The organism is Nioella sp. (genome assembly GCF_964229645.1).
In the GTDB taxonomy this organism is placed as follows: domain Bacteria; phylum Pseudomonadota; class Alphaproteobacteria; order Rhodobacterales; family Rhodobacteraceae; genus Nioella.
Genome location: NZ_CAXREX010000275.1, coordinates 1 through 14,944, shown reverse-complemented (window position 1 = coordinate 14,944; position 14,944 = coordinate 1). Strand labels below are relative to the sequence as shown.

Annotated in this window: 12 protein-coding genes; 10 read left to right on the top strand and 2 right to left on the bottom strand. The window is 64.0% G+C overall.

Annotated features, from left to right (window positions below; genetic code table 11):
• The 8 genes from ACEQXV_RS17870 to ACEQXV_RS17835 form a co-directional block, all read left to right on the top strand.
• On the top strand, positions 1–541 hold a 541-nt coding region (locus ACEQXV_RS17870; protein WP_370270294.1), incomplete at its 5' end, for a LuxR C-terminal-related transcriptional regulator.
• 67 nt (positions 542–608) lie between these two features.
• The gene (locus ACEQXV_RS17865; RefSeq protein ID WP_370270293.1) at positions 609–3,752 is read left to right on the top strand and encodes a hypothetical protein; all 3,144 of its coding nucleotides are present in this window, start codon (positions 609–611) and stop codon (positions 3,750–3,752) included.
• Complete coding sequence (locus ACEQXV_RS17860; protein WP_370254879.1) at positions 3,736–4,857, top strand: hypothetical protein; 1,122 nt, start codon at positions 3,736–3,738, stop codon at positions 4,855–4,857. Before ACEQXV_RS17865 ends, ACEQXV_RS17860 begins: the two co-directional genes overlap by 17 nt.
• Positions 4,854–6,425, top strand: coding sequence for a hypothetical protein (locus tag ACEQXV_RS17855; protein WP_370254880.1), 1,572 nt, complete (start codon positions 4,854–4,856; stop codon positions 6,423–6,425). Before ACEQXV_RS17860 ends, ACEQXV_RS17855 begins: the two co-directional genes overlap by 4 nt.
• Entirely contained in the window at positions 6,422–7,618 is a 1,197-nt protein-coding gene (locus tag ACEQXV_RS17850) for a glycosyltransferase (protein WP_370270292.1), read from the top strand. Before ACEQXV_RS17855 ends, ACEQXV_RS17850 begins: the two co-directional genes overlap by 4 nt.
• A gap of 150 nt (positions 7,619–7,768) precedes the next feature.
• Positions 7,769–8,602 carry a glycosyltransferase gene (locus ACEQXV_RS17845; protein ID WP_370254883.1) on the top strand — a complete coding sequence of 278 codons (834 nt, stop codon included), beginning with the start codon at positions 7,769–7,771 and terminating at the stop codon, positions 8,600–8,602.
• 3 nt (positions 8,603–8,605) lie between these two features.
• Positions 8,606–9,910 (top strand): hypothetical protein, encoded by a 1,305-nt coding sequence (locus tag ACEQXV_RS17840; protein ID WP_370270290.1) that lies wholly within the window; start codon positions 8,606–8,608, stop codon positions 9,908–9,910.
• Between the two features lie 38 nt (positions 9,911–9,948).
• Complete coding sequence (locus ACEQXV_RS17835; RefSeq protein ID WP_370254885.1) at positions 9,949–11,373, top strand: mannose-1-phosphate guanylyltransferase/mannose-6-phosphate isomerase; 1,425 nt, start codon at positions 9,949–9,951, stop codon at positions 11,371–11,373.
• Positions 11,374–11,427: 54 nt separating this feature from the next.
• Here ACEQXV_RS17835 and fabG read toward each other — a convergent pair whose 3' ends face one another.
• Positions 11,428–12,168: a 3-oxoacyl-ACP reductase FabG gene (gene fabG, locus ACEQXV_RS17830; RefSeq protein WP_370254887.1), complete on the bottom strand. Its 741-nt coding sequence runs from the start codon at positions 12,166–12,168 to the stop codon at positions 11,428–11,430.
• Between the two features lie 581 nt (positions 12,169–12,749).
• Between fabG and ACEQXV_RS17825 the strand changes: the two genes are divergently transcribed.
• Together ACEQXV_RS17825 and ACEQXV_RS17820 are read left to right on the top strand one after the other, a co-directional pair.
• Entirely contained in the window at positions 12,750–14,315 is a 1,566-nt protein-coding gene (locus ACEQXV_RS17825) for a recombinase family protein (RefSeq protein ID WP_370270289.1), read from the top strand.
• Entirely contained in the window at positions 14,312–14,818 is a 507-nt protein-coding gene (locus tag ACEQXV_RS17820; protein ID WP_370270288.1) for a ParB/RepB/Spo0J family partition protein, read from the top strand. Before ACEQXV_RS17825 ends, ACEQXV_RS17820 begins: the two co-directional genes overlap by 4 nt.
• Before the next feature lie 4 nt (positions 14,819–14,822).
• On the opposite strand, the gene ACEQXV_RS17815 is transcribed toward ACEQXV_RS17820, so the two are convergent.
• Positions 14,823–14,944, bottom strand: a 122-nt coding sequence (locus ACEQXV_RS17815) for an IS3 family transposase (RefSeq protein WP_370270295.1), incomplete at its 5' end; no start/stop codon positions are given.

Below are 14,944 nucleotides of genomic sequence, written 5' to 3'. Positions count from 1 at the left end.
GCGCGGCTTTGATGATGTCGAATGTGTCGGCACCCTCGACGAGGCAATCACCTCGGTTGAAAGCTGGGGCAATTTCGACATGGTTCTTCTGGACCTCGACATGCCGGGCATGAACGGGCTGGACGGTCTGCGCCGCATGGTTGCCATTTGCGGCGACACGCCGGTGGCCATCATCTCGGGCACCAACAAGTTCGACATCGTGCAATCCGCTATCGACGCAGGCGCGCGTGGATTCATCCCCAAGACCATGCCTGCCAAGTCGATCTCGGCAGCCATCGGCTTCATGATCGCGGGCGAGGTTTTCGCCCCCTACCACATTCTTCAGAAGGCTCCCGAAAGCAACGAAGCCTTCGACCTCAAACCGCGCGAGAAGCAGGTGCTGAGCGGTCTCAGCGAAGGGCTCTCCAACAAGGAGATCGCGCTCAAGCTCGAGTTACACGAGGTGACCGTGAAGCTTCACGTCAAGACGCTGAGCCGCAAGCTGAACGCGCGCAACCGCACCCATGCAGCCATGATCGCCCGCGATCACGGCCTCGTCTGATCAAGTTTACCTAGAACTTATCTCTTTTCGTCTCGGGCGCAGAGCGCGTCCGGGCATCAGGGTATTGATGTCAAAGCTTCGTCCCGCCTTTTCAGAGCTGAGCCCGCCCCCCGCGCGTGACCCGCGCGAGGGGGTTGGCCTCTTGGTGGTGGCGCTGGCGGCGGCAACGCTGTTTCACGGCGGGCTTTTGCCCTTCACCCACGGCAATACCTATGACGCTTTCATTCACATGTTCTTCGGCGACAGCTATGCGCGCAGCTGGTTCGATACTTGGGACCCGCGCTGGTACACCGGCTTCCTGACGATTTCCTATCCCCCGGGCACACATATGGCCATCGGCGCGCTGTCGATGCTGATCCCCCTGCGCGCAGCCTTCGTTGTGGTGCAGCTGGCCGCGCTGCTGTTACTGACGGTTGGCGTCTACCGCTTTGCGCTGCTTTGGGTGCCCGCGCGCGCGGCGGGTTATGCCTCGATCTTCCTGGTGCTGGCCTCGTCGATTGCCGAAACGGTCCATATCTTCGGCCAGCTGCCCACGACCTTTTCGCTCGCGATATTTCTCAACGGCATGCCGTATGTCTATCGCTGGATCGCGGGCGGCAGGTTGTCGAACTTCTTCGCGGCGGTTCTCTTTGGCTGCGCCACCACAGCGGGCCATCACGTCACCACCCTGTTCGGTGCGGTGCTCTTCATCGTGCCCATCGGCCTGCACGCGCTGACCGCCACCGCCGAGCTGCACCCCCTGCCCCCACGCGAGGGTAGTCGCCTGCGCCATGCCCTGCGCGGCATCCGCCGCTTCCTGCCCCCGCTCGGGCGCGGGATCGTTCTGGCCGTGGCGCTGGTGGGCGCAATCGTTCTGACGATCCTGCCCTATTGGATCTGGTCAGTGACCGACCCGATCACCCAGGTTCCGATCCCCCATGGCTCCCGCGAGAACTTCCTCGAACGCAGGGACCTGGGCTTCATCTTCTTCCTGCTGCCCTGGGGGGTTGCGATCCTGTTCCTGCCCTATGCGCTGTTCAAATCGCTCACCTCGCGGCTCTGGCCGCTTGGCGGCTCGCTCTTTCTTTGCTTCATCCTGGGCACCGGCGGCACCACGCCGCTGTCGCGCGCGATGCTTGGCGGGGCCTTCGACATCCTGACGCTCGACCGCTTCACCTTCTGGGGGTCGATCCTGATCCTGCCCTTCCTTGGCCTCATGGCCAGCGGTCTGATGCATGGCCGCTCGGGCGAGCTGATCGCCTCTGCCTTTGGGCGCACCGTTCGGGGCCTGCTGACGGGCGGGATCTTTCTGGCCTTCGTGATGATCGCGGCCTTCACTGCCGCACTGCCCCTCGTGCGCCCGATGCAGCCCGATTTCGTCGATCCCACACCGATCGTCGACTTCATGCAATCCGACGAACACGACCGCTGGCGCTATCTCACACTCGGCTTCGGCGACCAGTTCGCCTATCTCTCGGCGCAGATGGAGGCGCAATCTGTCGACGGCAACTACCACTCGGTGCGCCGCCTGCCGGACATGACCCGCTTTTCCGTCGAGCGTCTCGAGAACTCCAAATACATGGGCGTGCCAGGCCTGGGGTCGCTGACCCAATTCCTGGTCAATGCCGATGACTACCATCTGAAATACGTATTTTCGAACGACGAGTTCTACGACCCGTTGTTGCAGTTCGCCGGCTGGACCCGGCTGTTGCGCCTGCAAAACGGCATTGTCGTCTGGGAACGCCCTGACGTCAGCCCGCTGCCGCGACTGCAACAGCGCCGCGACATTGGCCGGATGCAAAGCCTGATGTGGGGTCTCATTCCGCCGACCGCGCTCATCCTCGCCGCCATCGCCTTCACCGGTGCGGTCCTGCGCCGTGGCATCACCCTGCCCACGCAGGAATACCGCCCTGTGCCCGAGCCCAAGCACGATTTCACCAGCCCCGCGACGGTGCGCCGGATCGTCCTGGCGCTGATGATCGTTTGCGCCCTGGCAGCGGCTTATGGCGGCCTGCGCATCGTGGAACGGCTCAATCGTCCCGACACGGCCGAAGAGGTCATCACCGCCTATTTCACCGATCTCGATTTCCGCCGCTTTTCTGCAGCGCACCAGCGCCTCGACCCCGAGACGCGCCCGACGCTGGAGGATCAGCTCTTTGCATGGCGCTGGCGCGGAGGGCTCATCGCCTCCTACGGCAAGCTTCTGGGGATCGAGATCGAGCTTGTCGAGAACCACGGCGAGATTGCCGACTGGCGCATCACGCTGGACTGGCTGACCGCCATCGACCAGCGTGAAGAGGTGCTGGAGATTCGCACCGTGCGCCGTGACGGCCAGTGGTATGTCGCGCCGCTTGGCCTGCGGCAGGTGCAGACGCCGACACGGCTCGACCGCCAGCCCGAGATCGGCTGGACCGCGCCGGGCCGACGCCAGCCGACGCCCGAGGCCGACCTGCACCGCGACCGCCTGGACCGCCCTCGCATCGCCGTGCCCGATGCCCGGCTCGTGCGCCAGGATGGGCGTTTGGTCATGGTGGGCGCGGTCGCCAATCTCGACATGGACCCGGCCGCCGTGACCCTGATCGGGGATCTTCTGGATGACATCGGGAACCGGCTTCTGCGCCAGGGTGCCGGGATGACTGGCGGTCAGCGCCTTCTTCCGGGTGAAGTGTCGGGCTTCGCCATCGGCTTCGAGGCAGTCCTGTCGCTGGAAGACGCCATCGCGACCCAGGGCTACGACCCCGAGCAATATCTGCCCCCGGTTCTTGACGCCCCTGCCGCCGATGGCGGGCTGGAAGCGCGCGCGCTTGTGGCCATCGACGGGCTCTATCGCGGTGTTTCGCTCAATGGCATCGAGGCCGAGGAAACGCCCGAGGGCCTGCGCCTCTCTGCGCTGGCCGTGAACGCAGGCACCGAAACCGCCTCGGTCAGTCGCGTGACCGCGCTGTTTTACGATGCCGAAGGGCGCGTGCTCTGGGCTGCGCCGGGCTTCGTCGACACCAATATCTATCCCGGCCAAAGCACCCCCTTCGCGATGACCGTGCCGCATGCCGACACGATCGAGGTGCTGGCCGAGATCGAGCCCGAAACCATGCTGGTCAACAACACCTCGGTCACGCTCGGTAACACAGACATGCCGCCTGCCCTTGTTGGCACCATCCCGCTCGATGGGCTTGGGGGCTATGCAGCGATGCGCCTGACCATCACCAGCATGACCCATGATCCTGGGTTCTGATGCCATGAAGCCGCTTTTGCCCCTGTCCTTCGCATTCGCCCTTCTGGGAAGCAGCCCCGCCCTGGGTCAGGGCGCCCTTGTCAGCGACGCGTTCGGCCTGTTCGATCCGGCAGACGCCCCGGCGCGAATGGCGTGGTCCGATCATCACCAGGTGATTTCGGGCCTTGGCGTCAGCGAGGCAGGCGCCAGCCCGGCGGGTCGCCCCGAAGCCCTGCTTGTTCATTTTGGCGACAAGAGCCTGACCGCCGGAGGAAGCTCTGCCGAGCACATGGCACTGATCCTCGATGCGGCGGGCAACCTCGTGGCCGACAGGACGGCAGTGCAGCTTGGCGCGGCAGACGGGATCGTCACCGTCCCCACGCAGGACGGGCGCGCGACACGCGCCGTGGACCCGCTCGACACGGTCGGAACCTTTTCTGCATGGGCCCAAACCGGCATCAGCGGCGCACTGCGCCAGTCCGAGCGCCTGACCTACCGCGTGAACGCCGCCCTGAATGAATTGGCCCCGGGTCTTGTGGCAGCCGTCGCCCCCCTGCCGGGGGAGGCGAATGTCAGCCTGCCAACGGCAGAACTGACCGATCTGTCCGGAAACGTCCCGCCCGACGGTGTGTCCGCCAGCCTGATCCTGAGCCATGCCAACGGACAGGTCACGTTCGTCCCGGCCGTGCTGGTCGGGGGGGAACTGCGCGCGCCTTTCCTGACCCGTGACCTTTCGGGCAGCGCAGAGGCACGCCTGCATATGGCCTATGCCTCATCTCCGGTCGAAGCGGTCGAGATCGCTGCCCTTGAGGCCGCCGAACCACCGCGCATCCTGGCCGAGCATTTGCCCGGGCTGAACGCGAGCCGCATTCTGATCGGCCCCTTCACCACGGTTGACGGCTTTCACCTGTTCGACGGCTCGACGGTCGATATCGAGGTGGAAACCGCAGCGGGGCGCCGCCTGTCCGAAAGCACCTGGCTCGTCGATGGGCTGGCCGACGTGGCCCTGCCGATCCGGGGGGCGGAATACCCGCTGTCGGTCACGGTCCAGTCGCCGCTCGGCACCGTTACCCTTTCTGTCGACCGCGCCTTGCCCCGCGGCAGCTTGCCGGAGGATGACCGATGATCACCCCCCTGCTCAGACAATCGCCCCGTCCGCAGGCGAAACGCGCCAAGTGGGCGCTGCGCTATGCGGCGGCCCTGCTTGGGGTGCTGGTCATTGGCGTATCCCTCATCCTTGAGGTCTCTGCCGCGCTCAGCCGTGCGACGGAACGGGACGTGACCTATCGCTATATCGACGAAGCCCTGCCCGCCCTGGACTCGGCCCCCTCGATCAACCAGTGGCAGATGCCATTGGCACCGCTCAACCGCCCGCTCGGGCAAGGTGACCTTGCGCGTGTGGATCAGACCCTGACCGACGCCTGGCGCGCCCATGCCGGGGCCATGTCCAGCGGGCGGGGCGATGTGCTGGCGGACTACTTTTCCGGCGTGGCACTGGAGCGTGCGACGCAGGCCACGACCGTCACCGGGGCACATATGGTTGTTCTGTCGCAAGACCTGCGGCCCATCTATTTCCACAGCGATGCCTCTGTCCTGCAACTGACGGGCACCGCGCTGACGGTGCGCTTTCGGTTGACCGAGGCAGGCGATCTCGACCTCTTTCAGATCGCGCAGGACGGCAACCTCACCACGTTGCTGAACGAAACCGATGGCTGGCGCATCTTCAGCCACGAACGCCGCAGCTCGTCGGCCCTGCCGCCGCGCGCGCCCGTGGCGGTGCCCGAGCGTCTGGCCGGCATCAACTACTATCCCGCCGAAACCCCGTGGAGCGCCTTCTGGCCGGCTTTCGACCTGGACCTCATCCGCAGCGACTTCGACCTGATAAGTGACCTTGAGGCCAATGCCGTGCGCATCTTCCTGCCCCGGGCCACTTTCCTTGACGACGAGACGGCCAGCACCGCCCTTTCGGATCTTGCCGCGCTGCTGGACGAGGCCGAGTCCCGCGGGCTTGCCGTCATTCCCACGCTGTTCGACATGCGCGGGGATTATGGCGTCGCGACCTGGGCAAATGATGCGACCTATCTGAGCCGAGTCCTGCCGGTGCTCGCGGCCTCGTCCGCCGTGGCCTATGTGGACCTCAAGAACGAACCCGATCTCGATTTCGCAGGTCAGGGTCACGGTCTGGTAGAGGCCTGGGCCCGCAGCATGCTGGCCGTTGCCCACCAGATCGCGCCGGAGCTGGCCTATACGATCGGCTGGTCGGCAAGCGAAGCTGCGACCCTTCTGGCCGATCGGCTCGATGTCGTGTCCTACCATGACTATGCCGATCCCGAGGACAGCGCCGCGCGTCTCGCTGCCGTGCAGGCATCAGCCGACGGGCGTCCCGTGCACATCACGGAAATCGGGGAAACCGCCTATACGCTTGCGCTAGGCTTCCCGGCATCTCCGCAAGCGCAGGCCGACCGTCTGTCGGCGCGTCTTTCGGTGCTTTCCGACGCAGAAGGGGTCTTCGTCTGGACCCTGCATGATTTCCCCGCGCCCGACAGTTCCGCCATCGGCCATTCGCCCTGGGTGCGCCGGTTGCAGGCCCAATTCGGCCTTTTCGCCCCCGACGGCGCCCTCAAACCCGCAGCCCGCGCCGTGCAATCCGCTTTTCTTGAACATCTGACCTCCCATGAAGGAGCCTCGCAATGACCGCTTCCCTCCGCCTTGCCTTCGTGTCCGCTTTTCCGCCGGGCCAACGCACCCTCAACGAATATGGCCTACACATGGTCCGCGCCTTTGCCGAACGCGATGACGTGGCCGAGATCGTCGTGCTCGCCGATCTCCTGGAGACGCCCCTGGCGGAACTTGACCTGGGCCCCAAGGTGCGCGTGTCCCGCGTGTGGGGGTTCAACTCGCCCCGCGTGCCCGTCCAGCTCCTCCGCGCCCTGCGGCGCGAGTGCCCCGACGCGGTGATCTACAACCTGCAAACAGCCAGCTTCGGCGACCGCGAAGTGCCCGCGGCCCTCGGCCTGCTGACCCCTGCCCTGAGCCGCCTCATGGGCTGGAAGAGCGGAATCATCGCCCACAACATCATCGCGGGCATGGACCTGGAAACCACCATCCTGAAGGGCCAGCGCCTGCGGCAGGCAGTTGTCAGAACTGCAGGCGCGATCGTGACACGCGCCATGGCAATGGCCAACTACATGACCGTGACCCTCGGCAGTTACCTCGACATCCTGCGCCAGTCCGTGCCGCGTGCAGATATTTCACTGGTGCCGCATGGCACCTTCGAGACGGGCCGCCCCTGGATCGGCCATGAAAACCGCCCGATGCGCATCGTCACCATGGGCAAGTTCGGAACGTATAAGAAGCTTGGCACCCTGCTGGCCGCCTTCGACATCCTGCGCGAAGATCCTGACATGGCCGGGGTCGAGCTGGTCATCGGCGGCACCGACCATCCCAACACCCCCGGCTATGTCGCGGGCTGTGCCGCCGACCGTGCCGGTGACCCCGGCGTGGTCTTTCACGGCTATGTTGCCGAAGAAGGCGTGGCCGAGTTCTTCGAAACCGCCCGGCTGGCCGTCTTCGACTACGAGGCGACGACGGGTTCGTCCGGCGTGATGCACCAGGCCGCAAGCCACGGCACCGTGCCGGTCTTTCCGCGCATCGGCGATTTCGTCGACCTTGTCGAGGACGAGGGCCTGACCGGGGCCAACTTCGCGCCCGGAAATGCGGCCGAAATGGCCGCCGCAATGGCCGAGATGCTGCGCAATACGACCAAGGCCGAAACGATTGCCCGGCAGAATCAGCTGGCCGTCGATTCCCTTCCGATCTCGGAAGTCGCGGCCTGGCATATTGCCAAACTGACAGGGCGCGGATCCAAGCTGGTAAGCAGCCATTGACCAAAAGGATAGCGGCGGTTCCGCTTGGGACACCGCCGCTTCCATTCGCCCCCGGCGGGACCAATTGCACCCCCGGCCCACCCATCCGTTTCAGCGACAGACACCAAGGAAATCAGCACAAAGGCATCAACTTCTTTCGGAGACGCCAAGATGACGATTCCCTTCCGCCCTGCAACCGCCCGCGCCAACGCCACCCCGGTCACCAGCCTGACCCTGGTCGTTCCCTGCTATAACGAGGAACTGCGCCTGCGTGCCGACAGCTTCTTGGCCTTCGTCGATGAAACCCCCCGGGTCCACGTTCTGTTCGTCAATGACGGCAGCCGCGACGGGACCCTGACCCGCCTGCAGCAACTGGCCGAGGCCCGCCCCGCCCAGATCTCCGTTCTCGATTTGCCCCGGAACGGAGGCAAGGCCGAAGCTGTTCGGGCGGGTCTGAAACACGCGCTCGATCAAGGTGCCCAGATGGTCGCATATTGGGACGCCGATCTTGCAACCCCGCTGGAGCTGGTCGAGGATTTCCTGCGCGTGGCCGATCGCAACCCGATGCTGGAAGTGGTCTTCGGATCGCGCCGCCGGATGCTCGGTCACCAGGTGGTCCGCACCCTGCCCCGCCGTGCCGTATCCCGCATCTGCGCCATGCTGGCGCGTATGGCGATCGGTCTGCCCGTGGCCGATACCCAGTGTGGCGCCAAGCTGCTGCGCTCGACCCCTGCCGTGCAAGCCGCCGTGGCCCAACCCTTTACCGCTGGCTGGCTGTTCGACGTGGAGCTGTTCGCGCGCATCGCACGTCTCGGCGGCAAGGCAAACACCCGCTTTTATGAACTGCCCCTGTCCGAGTGGCACGAGATCCCCGGTTCCAAGGTTTCGGCATCGGCCATTGCGAAAAGTGGCCTGCGCATGCTGCGCCTTATCGCCGAACTGCGCCTGACGCGTGCGGCCCCCGTTCTGTCGACCAACGTAACCGACTTCCGCAAGGCCGCCTGATCCATGTCCAGTCTCGTTCGCCGGGCTCCGGCAGCAGCCCGCCTGCTGCCGGCAGGGGCCCTGATCGCCTCGCCCGCCGTTGCGATCTTTCTTGCCACCAATCTCGCCAATGCCGGGAACCTTCTGTTCAACATGGTCTTTAGCCGGGTTCTGAACCCGGCCGAGTTCCATGACCTGACAGTCGTCCTGACAATCAAGCTGGCGATCCTGTCGGTCTTCGGCGCGGTTCAGATGGCCAGCGCCCAGATGGTTGCGCGCGGCCCCGAGCAGGAGCCGAGCCTGTCGGCAATGGCTCGCCTGCATCGCAAGGCGTTCCTGATCCTCTTCGTCGCGGCCCCTGTCGTTCTGTCCTTCGCCATGGCCGACATGGTGACCGATGCGCTTGGACTGGGGTCTTCGCGCCTGTTGCCGATCCTTGCGCTGGCCCTGCCAGTGACCGCCCCGCTCTGCATCGCGCGTGGCGCGGCCCAGGGGCGGATCTCGGTTCGCGCCATGGTGCTGTCGGCCAATCTCGAAATGATCGTGCGACTGGCCGGGGCCTATGCGGCCTGGGCGGCAGGTCTCGGCCTGGAGGGTATCGTGGGCGCGATTGCTCTGTCGCTGGTTGCTGGCTGGCTACCCGTCCGCGACGACGCCACCCGCCAGATCGCGGCCCACCCCGCAGCAGAATCAACCCTAGCGCTGCGGCTTGCCGTGCTGGCATGGCCCTTCGCCGTTCTCCAGGTCGCGCAGGTCTTCCACCTCGATGCCGATCTTCTGATGTCGGCGGCTGTTCTGTCGTCGCATGACGCGGATTTGATCGCCGCGCTGTCGCTGATCCAGAGGGTGCAGTTCTATGCCTGCTTCGGGCTGGCGGGCGTCCTGTTGCCCACGATTATCACCGCTGTCCAGCAGGGCCGCCCGGTCCTGCCCGCCGCAACCCCGATCTTCGCCCTGGTTCTGGGCGTGGGCGCTGCCCTGGCCGTCGCATCGTCCATCGCGCCCGAATTCATCGTGACCACCGTGGCTGGCCCTGCCTATGCCGGGGCAGCGCCCGAAGTGCTGTCCGCCGTCACCGCCGCCTTCGCCTTCACCTGTTCCTACCTGGCCGCAACCCTTCTGGCCGCCCTGTCCGACCGCCGCGGGATCGCGCTGGTCGTGCTGGCCCTGCCCTTCGCCACGGCAGCGATCTGGGCCGCAGGCCAGTCGGGCGGCATCGAGGCCATGCTGCACGTCAAGGCGCTGGCGCAACTCATTCTCATGGCGCTGTCGGCCCTTCTGGTCGCCTACGCCCTGAAAACCCGTCACGGCCGGAAAACGCCGGCCTGACCCCCATAGTCACACCCTTTCATCGAAGGACTTTCCAGATGACCTCGACCGATCTCATTACCCCCGTCATCCTCTGCGGCGGCAACGGCACCCGGCTTTGGCCCGTGTCCCGCAAGTCTCGCCCCAAGCAATTCTGCAGCCTCACCGGTGAAGGCAGCCCCTTCCAGGATACGCTGCGCCGCCTTGAGGATGCGGGCTGCGCCGCGCCGATGGTCATCACCCATGCAGATTACCGCTTCATCGCGGCGGATCAGCTGGCCGAAACCGGCAGCAAGGGACACGCCATCCTGCTGGAGGCCGAAGGCCGCAACACCGCCGCCTCTGTCGCCGTGGCCGTCGTGCATGCCATGTCCGAAGACCCCGAGCGGCTGATGCTGGTGGCACCTGCTGATCATTTCGTGGCCGACGAGCTGCAATTTGCAGCGGCCCTCGGCGCGGGTGCCCGCGTCGCGCGCAACGGCGAGATCGTGATCTTCGGCGTGCGGCCCGACCGCGCGGAAACCGGCTATGGCTATATCGAGCTCGACAGCCCCGCCGCCGACGATACCGCGCGCCGTTTCCTGCGCTTCACCGAGAAGCCCGACCTTGCCACCGCCGAGGCAATGGTGGCCGGTGGCTGTCACCTGTGGAACGCGGGTCTCTTCCTCTTCACCGCCCGGCGCATGCATGCCGCCCTGTCCAGGCACGCCCCCAAGGTGCTGGCCGCAGCCGAGCAAGCCGTGGCCACCGCATCGCGCGACCTCGACTTCGTCCGGCTCGGCGAGACTCTTGCCGCCGCCCCGTCGCTGTCGCTCGACCACGCGGTGATGGAGTTCGAAACCGGCTACGTGGTGCCGCTGTCGGCCGGCTGGAACGACCTGGGCAGCTGGCGCACCATCTGGCAGGAAACCCCGCGCGATGCAGCGGGTGTGGCCTGCACCGGCCCGGCGAAGGCCATCGACTGCACCGACACGCTGCTGCGCTCTGACGACCCCGATATCGCGGTCATCGGGGTGGGGCTGAAGAACATCGCCGCCATCGTGACCCGCGACGCGGTCCTGGTGGCAGACCTCTCGACTGCGCAAGGAGTGCGCGAAGCCGTCGATACCGCCCGCCGCGCGGGATGGAAGCAGGCCGAGCAGCACCGCCGCGACGAACGCCCGTGGGGCCATTTCGAGACCCTCTCGCTCGGGCGCCGCTACCAGGTGAAGTCGATCGTCGTGAAACCGGGCGGCCGCCTGTCCCTGCAAAGCCACATGCACCGCGCCGAGCACTGGGTGATCGTGGAAGGTTCAGCCAAGGTGACGATCGGGCGGAGCGAGAAACTGCTTTCGGAAAACCAGTCGGTCTACATTCCGCTTGGCGAGATTCACCGCCTGGCCAACCCGGGCAAGGTGCCGCTGCGCATGATCGAAGTGCAGACAGGCAGCTACCTGGGCGAGGATGACATCATCCGCTACGAAGACATCTACGCGCGCAATTGATCCACGCCCCGAGAATGAGACAGGCCCGTCCCGAATGGGGGCGGGCCTTTCCTGTCAGAACGAGATGCCGCCACTGACCTCCAGCGCGGTCCCGTTCACGTAGCTGGCCTCGTCACTGGCCAGAAACGCCATGACATTCGCCACCTCCTCCGGTCGCCCCAGCCGACGCATCCAGCAGGCATTGCGAATGCCGTCCAGCACATGCTCTGGCACCGTGTCCAGGATGGCGGTCTGGACCGAGCCCGGCACGACCGCGTTCACGCGCACGTTGCGCGGGCCCAGTTCGCGCGCCCAGGTCTTGGTCATGCCGATCACGCCCGCCTTGGCAGCGGCATAGTTGGTCTGCCCGAAATTTCCATGGGTCCCGGAAATGCTGGCCGTGTTGACGATGGAACCCGCACCTTGGGCAGACATGATGTCGGCCACGGCCTGCGTGCAGTGAAAGACCCCCTTCAGGTTGACGTCGATCACCGCGTCAAACTGCGCCTCGGTCATCTTCACGAGGCGCGCATCGCGGGTGATCCCGGCATTGTTGGCCAGGATATCGACACGCCCGAACCGCGCCATCACAGCGGCCACCATCATATCGACAGTCCCTCGGTCGGCCACGTTCACCACATGGCCTTCGGCCTGCCCGCCCTCGGCCTCGACCGCTGCCACCGCCGCCGAGACCTGCGCCGGATCGAGATCGCAGATCACCGCAACGGCGCCTTCCCAGGCAAACTTGTGAGCTGCGGCAAGGCCGATCCCGTTTGCAGCACCGGTGATGATGGCAATCTTGTCTTTCAGCCGCATGGAAACTCCTCCCGTCGCTGGCACGACATCTTTGACATCTCCCCCCGGCGAGCGCCAGAAGTGATGCCCCAATGCGCTGGCCGGGGAAAGAAGCAAGACCCGCCGACCACAGAGGCCGACCCCGGCGCGCCACCCTAATAATGGACCGGTCGCAGATCGCCGTCATTTCTGTGAAGTGATGGCGGAGGAGCCAGTCTGGAGCTATCCCGTCTCTGTAAAATTCCCTGCAAACAGGGAAAATAACAGGGTATTTTCTCTGTTTTCGGGTATTTGACGCCAATATCGGCAAAAATCCCCGATATTATTCAATAAGTTAGTGGAAATTTCCCTACCAGAAAGAACAGGGAACTTTTTCGAGCTGAACACGGAAATTTTTAAATCGAGCAGGGAAACTGGACCGCGCCAATATCTCAATGGCAGGTTCCAGCCGATGCAGACTTCCAGTGTCATTTGAACCGCGCCGAGCGACGAAGAATCTGGTATTTTAAATGCGACTCTTGGCTTGATGAACGACCGCACCCGGATCTCTGCGACACCGGCGAAGGATCCTTTTGTCCTGCTGCAAATGGAGGCCGACCTCGGTGACTGATCCAGAGTTTTCCGACAGAGCGCGCGATGGGCCGGCCCTTATCCGCGCGGCTGAGTATGTGCGCATGTCAACGGATCATCAGCGCTATTCGACCGAAAACCAAGCCGCAACGATTCAAAGCTATGCCGCAAGGCGCGGCATGGAGATCGTCCGCACATACGCAGATGAAGGCAAGAGCGGACTACGGATCGAAGGTCGGGATGCATTAAAACAACTGATCGAAACCGTCACCGCTGGCAAAGCAGATTTCGAAGCCATCCTCGTTTACGACGTCAGCCGTTGGGGGCGCTTTCAGGATGCGGACGAAAGCGCCTATTACGAATACATATGCCGCCGCGCCGGTATCGCCGTGCATTACTGCGCTGAGCAATTCGAGAATGATGGCGGTCCAGTCTCGACGATCGTCAAGAGCGTGAAGCGCGCCATGGCTGGCGAATACAGTCGGGAGCTATCAAGCAAAGTCTTTGCCGGACAATGTCGCCTCATCGAGAAAGGCTTTCGTCAGGGCGGCCCGGCAGGGTTTGGGTTGCGCCGGCTGCTTATCGATCAGAACGGCGTGCCGAAGGCTACGCTCACCCCGGGCGAGCACAAGAGTCTGCAAACCGATCGCGTCGTGCTCGTGCCGGGCCCTGAGGATGAAGTGGCCATTGTCCGAGAGATCTACCGTGCCTTTGTTTCCGAAGGTCAGAACGAAGCGCAGATCGCCGAGGGGCTTAATGATCGCGGCATTCTGACGGACCTCGGCCGCCCCTGGACGCGGGGCACCGTCCACCAAATTCTAATCAACGAAAAGTACATCGGCACCAACGTCTGGAACCGCATGTCCTTCAAACTCAAGAAAAAGCGCGTCCGCAACGATCCCGACACTTGGATCCGGGCGCCAAACAGCTTTCCGGCAATCGTCGATCCGGCACTCTACGAAGCTGCCAACCAGATCATTTCCGCCCGTTCGGCCCGCATGTCAGATGAAGAAATGCTCGCGGCTCTACGTGCAGTTCTGGAGCATCAGGGCGCGCTTTCCGGCCTCATCATTGACGAAGCCGACGAAACCCCTTCGAGCAGCGCTTACAGCCATCGGTTCGGCAGCTTGCTCAGGGCCTATCGCCTAGTCGGCTTCCGACCGCGGAGAGACTACCGCTACATCGCGATTAATCGAGAACTCCGCCGAATCCATCCGGAGGTCGTTGAAGAGGTCTTGATCGGTATCTCCGCCGCAGGTGGCTCTGCATCACAAGACCCGACCACGGATATCGTGACCGTCAATGGCGAGTTCACGCTGTCTTTGGTCATCGTCCGTTGCACCCGGACCCCAGCCGGCTCGCTGCGATGGCGTGTTCGGTTCGATACCGGGTTTGTTCCCGACATCTCAGTTGTCATCCGAATGGACGAACTCAACCGTAAGCCCTTCGATTACTTCCTTTTCCCGCTCCTCGACATTGGCACGGACAAACTTCGTCTCGCCGAAGAAAATGGCCTAGCCCTCGACGGATACCGTTTTGAAACCCTTGATCCGCTCTATGCGCTTTCCGAGCGCAAAGCACTCCGGGAGGTAGCATGACCGACCAAACCCATCCCCAGCATCTGAAAATGGTCCCTATTGACCGGATAGAAGTTCTGAACCCACGTGCTCGCAACAAACGGCTGCATAAAGAAATCGTCGACAATATCGACGCCGTTGGGCTCAAGCGACCGGTGACCGTTCGCAAACGCCCTGATGATCCTGAGCGCTACGATCTCGTCTGCGGCGAGGGGCGGCTGGAAGCTTTTCGACTGCTTGGACAAGAGAAGATCCCAGCAGTCGTCATCGAAGCGGAAGAAGCAGACTGTATGGTGATGAGCCTTGTTGAAAACATCGCCCGCAGACAGCATCGCCCGATCGACCTGATGCTGGAGATCGGCAACCTACACCAGCGTGGCTACAATGATGTCACCATCGCCGAGAAAATCGGCTGCACGCAGAGCTGGGTAAACATGATCGTGACCCTTCTCGAACGTGGTGAGGAGCGGCTTGTAGCCGCCGTTGAAACCGGCCTCATCCCCGTCAGTCTGAGGTGCCCCTAGTTTCCTAGACACCCGCCTTGTTCAGTTTCTGCTGCCTAGTCTCGAAGTCAACGGGCGACAGCATGCCGTTGTTCGTGTGCTTGCGTTTCGGGTTGTAAAACAGCTCGATGTACTCGAACACATCGC